This window comes from Thermotoga sp. (genome assembly GCF_021162145.1).
Lineage (GTDB): Bacteria > Thermotogota > Thermotogae > Thermotogales > Thermotogaceae > Thermotoga.
Map to the genome: position 1 here is coordinate 1 of NZ_JAGGZH010000006.1, position 5882 is coordinate 5882.

13 protein-coding genes are annotated in these 5882 nt (G+C 41.6%); 2 read left to right on the forward strand and 11 right to left on the reverse strand.

Annotated elements, in window-relative coordinates:
- The 10 genes from J7K79_RS00275 to J7K79_RS09405 all read right to left on the reverse strand — a co-directional run.
- On the reverse strand, positions 1-573 hold a 573-nt coding region (locus J7K79_RS00275; RefSeq protein WP_296903885.1), incomplete at its 3' end, for a hypothetical protein.
- 85 nt (positions 574-658) lie between these two features.
- A complete protein-coding gene (locus J7K79_RS00280; protein WP_296903886.1) occupies positions 659-1075 on the reverse strand; it encodes a hypothetical protein in 417 nt (138 codons plus the stop codon).
- Positions 1075-2019: a hypothetical protein gene (locus J7K79_RS00285; protein ID WP_296903888.1), complete on the reverse strand. Its 945-nt coding sequence runs from the start codon at positions 2017-2019 to the stop codon at positions 1075-1077. The genes J7K79_RS00280 and J7K79_RS00285 overlap by 1 nt, the downstream gene beginning before the upstream one ends.
- 26 nt (positions 2020-2045) lie before the next feature.
- Positions 2046-2594, reverse strand: a complete 549-nt coding sequence (locus J7K79_RS00290) for a hypothetical protein (RefSeq protein ID WP_296903890.1) — start codon at positions 2592-2594, stop codon at positions 2046-2048.
- On the reverse strand, positions 2522-2743 hold the full coding sequence (locus J7K79_RS00295) for a hypothetical protein (RefSeq protein ID WP_296903892.1): 222 nt from the start codon (positions 2741-2743) through the stop codon (positions 2522-2524). Before J7K79_RS00295 ends, J7K79_RS00290 begins: the two co-directional genes overlap by 73 nt.
- Before the next feature lie 36 nt (positions 2744-2779).
- On the reverse strand, positions 2780-2971 hold the full coding sequence (locus J7K79_RS00300; protein ID WP_296903894.1) for a hypothetical protein: 192 nt from the start codon (positions 2969-2971) through the stop codon (positions 2780-2782).
- 12 nt (positions 2972-2983) lie between these two features.
- Entirely contained in the window at positions 2984-3181 is a 198-nt protein-coding gene (locus J7K79_RS00305) for a hypothetical protein (protein WP_296903895.1), read from the reverse strand.
- The gene (locus tag J7K79_RS00310) at positions 3165-3416 is read right to left on the reverse strand and encodes a hypothetical protein (protein ID WP_296903897.1); all 252 of its coding nucleotides are present in this window, start codon (positions 3414-3416) and stop codon (positions 3165-3167) included. The genes J7K79_RS00305 and J7K79_RS00310 overlap by 17 nt, the downstream gene beginning before the upstream one ends.
- On the reverse strand, positions 3373-3522 hold the full coding sequence (locus tag J7K79_RS00315; RefSeq protein ID WP_296903899.1) for a hypothetical protein: 150 nt from the start codon (positions 3520-3522) through the stop codon (positions 3373-3375). The genes J7K79_RS00310 and J7K79_RS00315 overlap by 44 nt, the downstream gene beginning before the upstream one ends.
- A gap of 49 nt (positions 3523-3571) precedes the next feature.
- Positions 3572-3823: a helix-turn-helix transcriptional regulator gene (locus tag J7K79_RS09405; RefSeq protein WP_366932562.1), complete on the reverse strand. Its 252-nt coding sequence runs from the start codon at positions 3821-3823 to the stop codon at positions 3572-3574.
- Positions 3824-3910: 87 nt separating this feature from the next.
- Between J7K79_RS09405 and J7K79_RS00320 the strand changes: the two genes are divergently transcribed.
- Both J7K79_RS00320 and J7K79_RS00325 read left to right on the forward strand, forming a co-directional pair.
- Complete coding sequence (locus J7K79_RS00320; protein WP_296903901.1) at positions 3911-4534, forward strand: XRE family transcriptional regulator; 624 nt, start codon at positions 3911-3913, stop codon at positions 4532-4534.
- Positions 4535-4547: 13 nt separating this feature from the next.
- Positions 4548-4709 (forward strand): hypothetical protein, encoded by a 162-nt coding sequence (locus J7K79_RS00325; protein WP_296903903.1) that lies wholly within the window; start codon positions 4548-4550, stop codon positions 4707-4709.
- Positions 4710-4731: 22 nt separating this feature from the next.
- Here the strand turns inward: J7K79_RS00325 and J7K79_RS00330 are convergent.
- On the reverse strand, positions 4732-5882 hold a 1151-nt coding region (locus J7K79_RS00330; protein ID WP_296903905.1), incomplete at its 5' end, for a hypothetical protein.

The window sequence follows — 5882 nt, forward strand, 5'->3', positions numbered from 1 at the left end:
GTCACTAAGTTCATATTCTAGATCTCCTCTCACCCAACCACCGATTGTCATAAAATCTTCAACGAAAGGTGTTGGTACTTTCATCTTGAAACTCAAAACAACTGGTGCTGTACTTGTTGCCTGTGTGGCTGTTTCTGTGAAATCATAGTATATCGGACACAGTATTATCGTAGCCTGTTTAGTCTCTCCTGCATTCACAGTCACAGAAGTGGTGCCCAGTGCTAAAAAGCGGTCAGGACCAGAATATAATCCTGTTTCAGTTTTCGCACATGCATCTATTCGGTACGTTCCAGGTATTACTGTAAAAGTGGCAGTTTGTTCTGTTCCTTCTTCTATCGAAAAGGTCTGGACAGTCCAGCCTGATGACCCCTCTCTATGAAGTGCCACCTCGAAATACGTCGTCTCTGGTGGGATAACTTTTGTCTGCTGTTCAGGAAAATTAACCTTTATGACGATCTGTCCTGCTGGTTGTGTTTCTTCTGCTGGCGAAACAAGAGATGGTGTGCATCCGATGATGAATACCAGAATCCCAAGAACGACGAGGCTAATCCCCAGAACTTTCCGACTGAGCATAAACATCCCTCCTGAAAAGTTGTTGCCTTTTCATTTTCATATTTTACTCCTTTTAAACACTAAAAAAAATAAAAAGCATGGCTCTTCACCGTACCTTCATTACCTCTTCTTCCAGTTCCCTCAACTGTTCTATTGTCAGGTCCTCTGGTATTTCGACATCCACGTGTTCTTTTATCCTTAGCATTATCATCCGCCTGAGTTTCTCTTCGGGTACGTATTTTTCCATGGTAAGACCGCTTTTACATCTCAAAAGCCTTGCAGAATAAAGAGGATCCTGCCTCATCCTCAACACCTCGCACGCCACGAGTATATCTCCGTAGGTCACTTCAGAGACAGGCTCCTGGCCTTCTTCTCTCAAAAGCACGTTTATGGCGGTTATTACATCTTTCGCCCTTGTTTTCTGCTCGAGAAAAGAAAACACACGCTGGTCGAAGAAGGAATCGCTCTTTATCTCCCTGAGCTCCTGTCTGATTATCGCTCCGGCTCTCAAAATCGCTTCCATCAGTACCGCCCCCATTTCTGTACGAGTTTTTCTATAGTTGCCTGTATATCCCTTCTACTGTCATCCCGGTTATCATATCTTCCTTCCAGGATCTTTGCGAAGTTGTTCGGCCGTATAATCCATTCAAAATCGGCAAGGAAAGGAGGCCTTCCATCTTTGCCGGGTGGTACACGGGCGGTGAGAAAATCGCTATTTTCCACACGTCTGAAGAATTCTTCCCAGAAGCTCAGGTCTGGATACTCTTTCCACCGGGCTCTCAGCAGGCGTTTTCTTGTCTCGTTCAGCACTTTTACCCGGGGAAGGCTCTTACAGATTCTGTGATAGAGTTCTACTATCTGCTTGTAGGGAGTTCTGGGAGGGGAGTCCTCACAGTCTTGTGAGGACACAGACCCGTCAGGGGCTGTTTTGTTCTTCTTTTCCATGTCTATGTCTATCTCTATGTCTTTGTCTAAGTCTTTGTCTATGTCTATGTCTTTGTCTATGTCTTTGTGTGGTTCGGTATCCATAGAGTATCCATAGGGTATAGATAGGGTATCGATAGAGTATCCATACTCTATCAGTGCGTTCTTCATATCATCTGGAATGGTGTTCCAGAACGATACAAGTAATTTGCGTGATTTTACCTTCTTAAGGTCGTAGATGATACCTTTAACTACTTTCGGTGATGTTGTAAAATTGTACCTGTGCCAGTTTTTGATGAAAATCTCGGAAGTTTCCGGATCGTACACTATCTTTCCCCTTTCCTCAAACTGTTTTATGAGCTTGTCAATGGTGTCTATGTTGAAACCTGTCTCAAAACTCATAATGCGCTTGCTGATTTCATAGATTCCACAGAGCGCTGTGTGTGGATTTGTGAGAAGGTACAGGTAAAAGTATTTCCCCTCTGGAGTCAGTTCGAGCATATCAGAATCCTGCCAGAAGCTCACCTCAACCTTTCTGAACATATCAGCACCTCCTGAAGAAGGGCAGGTCATCCCTGCCCTTTGATTTCGCTTACTTTCATCTGTAATTCGTCTATCAGCCTGGAAGCCTGTTCTTTAGAGAGCTCTGGAGAATGTTCTACACCGTATTTTTCCTTTATCTCCTGGACTATTTCGTCTCTTGGTGAGTCTGTCAGTCTTGCGAGTTCGTTTATGAGAGCGTATATCATTCTCAGCTGTTTGTCTGTCGCTCCATCCATGTCTTCGTAGTCTTCTAAGTCTTGAGTGAAAGCAGAACTTGCCCCGGTTGCTGTTAAGATTCCATCCACAAAAGCCCTTTTGCGTGCCATTTTCACAATGTTGTTGGCAAAGGCGAGGGGACTTTCGTCCCACGCTTTTCTTTCCTTGCTTGAACATGCTCCATATCCATGAGCCACAAGCCTTCCGGTCGGAATGTGATAGACATCAGCCCTGAACCTGTAGAAAACAAGTGTTTCATCCTCCTGGACATGCTCCGGTGTGTAATTCACGTAGAGCTTGAATATCTTTGCCAGTTTTTCTGCTCCTGCCTTGTAAAGGCTCGGTTTGCTCCTTTCCAATCGGGTTGTTTTCTGGACGGGAAACCGTAGTCAACGTTCGGGGTTAAAATGCTTCTCTGTAAATCGAGAAATAATCTGTACTGCTGTGCAACTTCTTCTATGTCTTTCTGCGTTATGGCAAGCTCATTTCTGGCTTCTATCTCACCCATCCTTTATCCCTCCTGAAGGCAGGGCAGAGCCCCGCCTTAGATTGTGGTTGTTACTTCTTCAATCATCTTCAAAAGCTCTTTTGCCTCTTCTTCCGTACTGAATCGTGCCATGATGTACGAATCGGTCTCTGTTTTCCCGTTAACTTCCCATTCGTCGTAGTGCTTAGAGTAGGTGAAATATATAAATTTATTGAGATTCCACACTCTGCTTCCTATCTGAACAAACATATTCTCGCCTCCTCAAAAGAACTCTCTGAAAAACCTTTGAATTTCCTTAACAGGGAACCGCTTCAGCACAGTACGGACTATCATCAGGCGGTCTTTCTCAGGTAGCTGGTCTATGAGGTACAGTATGTCTTCGACGTCTAACTCTATTTCTTGCTCCCACTCGTTGAAACCATTCGGATGGTAAGCGGTGATTTCAATCCGTGCTGTCATGTTTTCCCTCCTCTCTAAGAGCTTTCAGAAGCATTTTTCTTGTCTGTTTCTGCATGCTGGATGGCAGGAGTGAAACGAGCTTTCCATACTGTGTGATAAAATCAGCTGTGGTGGGATTTTTGAACGAATGTGTATGCTTCAGTACCTCAAAGAAAAACCTTTTTGCCCCCTCGTTCTGCAGGGGGTCTTTTTTAATCGTCTCGTCCAGCCTGCGAAGGAACGTCTTCAGATTCACGTTCTTCACTCCTTTCCTGGGAGATTTTCATCAGGATCTCGCGTGTTTTCGGTGTTTCAAGCAAGATCCTCGCCAGGGTACGGTAAAACTCCTCTGGAAGTGTCATGAAGATCCCTCCTTTTCATTCTGGTGCGATTTGTGATACTATTCTGTTGTCAAAGATCAAACAGTTTCTCAATGCTTACGCCAAGCAATTTTGCAAGTTTCAAAGCCATTTCAAGTCTTGGAGTGCATATTCCCTGTTCCCAGTTGGCATACGTTGTTCGGGGTATTTTCAAACGGGATGCTATTTCGTATTGAGAAAGACCCCTTAGTTTTCTGAGTTCTCGTAGCCTGTTTTGTCGTCTTATACGAGTTTGTTTCATGTTCTCACTCCTATCTTTTAGTCCAATTACATTATAGACCATAAATTAGTCACAAGTCAAGTAAAGTCTAAGTAACAGACCAATTAATGGTCATAATGCTTCAGAATTGGGAGGGGTGATAATATATTTATGATGAGTGGACTTGCTGAACGTCTAAAAAAATTGAGGGAGAAAAGGCATCTATCTCAATATCAGGTGGCCAGGGCTCTGGGAGTTCCCAGAACTACTTACGCGAACTGGGAACAGGGGAAAGCTGAGCCGGATTCTAATACCCTCAGGAGAATAGCTGATTATTTTGATGTTTCTGTTGATTACCTGCTTGGTCTTACAGAAGATCCCACCCCACCAAAGAGCCATTTTCCTTCCCGGGTCAAGCTTCGTCCAATCCCCGTTTACAATGGAGCCTGTGCAGGATTAAAAGGAAGTTTTCCCGATGGAACACAACCTGTAGAATGGATCATGATACCGGATAACAAACCAGGGAAGTTCGGTGTGATAGTTTATGGAGATTCAATGGAGCCTGAGATCAAGAATGGAGACATTGTTGTTGTTGACCCTGATATTGTTATTGATAACGGAAATCTTGTTCTGGTAATACTCGAAGATGAAGCCTTTGTGAAAAAGATATTCTTCCAGGATGGAATGGTAATTCTGCAGAGTCTGAATCCCAAATATCCTCCCATCACTGTGCCAGCTCGCAAACTCAAGATGTACATCGTGGGAAAAGTAGTGGGGCTTCACAGACAGTATTGAATGGAGTGAGATATTGTCCGATGAACAGCTGAAGAAAATAGTTCGTTGCTTTACAGTTATTGGCATTAGCATAGCAATTCTTTTGATAGAAATCTTCTCTACAAGAGTCTTCTTCAGAAAACTGGATGGAATAGGTAGAAAGATGGAGAGTGATATAAGGGGAAGAACGCGATGAGAAAGTTGTGGATATCGTTTTATTAAAGTATATATCCTAAGTTTCTAAGCCATTTTTTAGAGAATAACCGGGATTTGGCGATTTTTTCTGCTTCTTCTATTGCCACACATTCTTTCCATACTCTTCTCAAGTCTTTAGGAACAGGAAATCGTTCTTTTAAAATCATCCCAACGATCTTTTGTGCGGTTTTTATAATTTCTTCTTCAGAATCAGGATTCCTCACTTTGAATTGCAATTTGATTAATCCTTTGTGAAAGGGGGCATCCTTAGGATACCCAAAAGGAACTCTAAAACGTAGATAAATAAATCCCCACTTATTCTGACCTCTTAAAGATTTCTCATCCATTTCTTCTAGAACGGCTTTCTCGTCATCACTCTCGGTGCTGGTTGCTAGGACAAATTTATCTTGACCTAATCGATAAAGCAAACTTTTATCTAAATTGGCTGGATATCTTCTAATCGTTTTTATAAAGCCTATAACATTGTTAAAATATTGAGAAAATCTTTCTGATTGATTTCGATCAGCTGAGAAATATTTATAGAAATTGTTCAAAGCACCATCCATCATTATCCATCCAACTTTTTCATGCAATTCGTCTTTGTAGAACTTTAAATTGAGGGTTTCTAAAGCGGCCATTAATACTCTAATTCTTGTTTTTACTCTTGTGATTAATTTACTTTCGTTAAAAATATCATCTCCCTTGATGAGAATATCGTTCTCATTTCTTCCTCTAAAAGTGATGTCAGAATAAAACCAAACTGTTTTTGAACGAATATCCTCTATGTTTATTTGCCCTTTGAGAATTTTCACATCAGATAAAGCATGATACAATTCCTCGTTTTCTAAATAATTTTTGAATTCTTGAACTCTTTTAACAGCTTCATCAGACTTGTTGGAGAAATAATTACAGAATGCTTTAAAAGGAAAGAAAATCACGATAAATGATGTTCTGGTTCCTTTTTCTTTTAGTTGTTTTGTAAGAATATCCCTTTCCACCAACGAAGCTGCGATATTACCTATAAATATAGGAACCCCCCAGTATGTTCCTATCCTAACTATGCGATATGTTCCATCTATAAAAGCTGAAATCCATTCATCAGTTTGAGAAGGTGCAAATATTCTTGGTGAATTTTCTTCGGAAAGAATTATTTTTTCAGCTTCTTCACTTTCGA

What these genes read in the sequence shown, in the direction of transcription:
- J7K79_RS00280 (WP_296903886.1), bottom strand. Translation starts at nt 1,075, where the DNA reads ATGGAAGCGATTTTGAGAGCCGGAGCGATAATCAGACAGGAGCTCAGG.
- J7K79_RS00285 (WP_296903888.1), bottom strand. Translation starts at nt 2,019, where the DNA reads ATGTTCAGAAAGGTTGAGGTGAGCTTCTGGCAGGATTCTGATATGCTC.
- J7K79_RS00295 (WP_296903892.1), bottom strand. Translation starts at nt 2,743, where the DNA reads ATGGGTGAGATAGAAGCCAGAAATGAGCTTGCCATAACGCAGAAAGAC.
- J7K79_RS00300 (WP_296903894.1), bottom strand. Translation starts at nt 2,971, where the DNA reads ATGTTTGTTCAGATAGGAAGCAGAGTGTGGAATCTCAATAAATTTATA.
- J7K79_RS00305 (WP_296903895.1), bottom strand. Translation starts at nt 3,181, where the DNA reads ATGACAGCACGGATTGAAATCACCGCTTACCATCCGAATGGTTTCAAC.
- J7K79_RS00315 (WP_296903899.1), bottom strand. Translation starts at nt 3,522, where the DNA reads ATGACACTTCCAGAGGAGTTTTACCGTACCCTGGCGAGGATCTTGCTT.
- J7K79_RS09405 (WP_366932562.1), bottom strand. Translation starts at nt 3,823, where the DNA reads ATGGTCTATAATGTAATTGGACTAAAAGATAGGAGTGAGAACATGAAA.
- J7K79_RS00320 (WP_296903901.1), top strand. Translation starts at nt 3,911, where the DNA reads ATGATGAGTGGACTTGCTGAACGTCTAAAAAAATTGAGGGAGAAAAGG.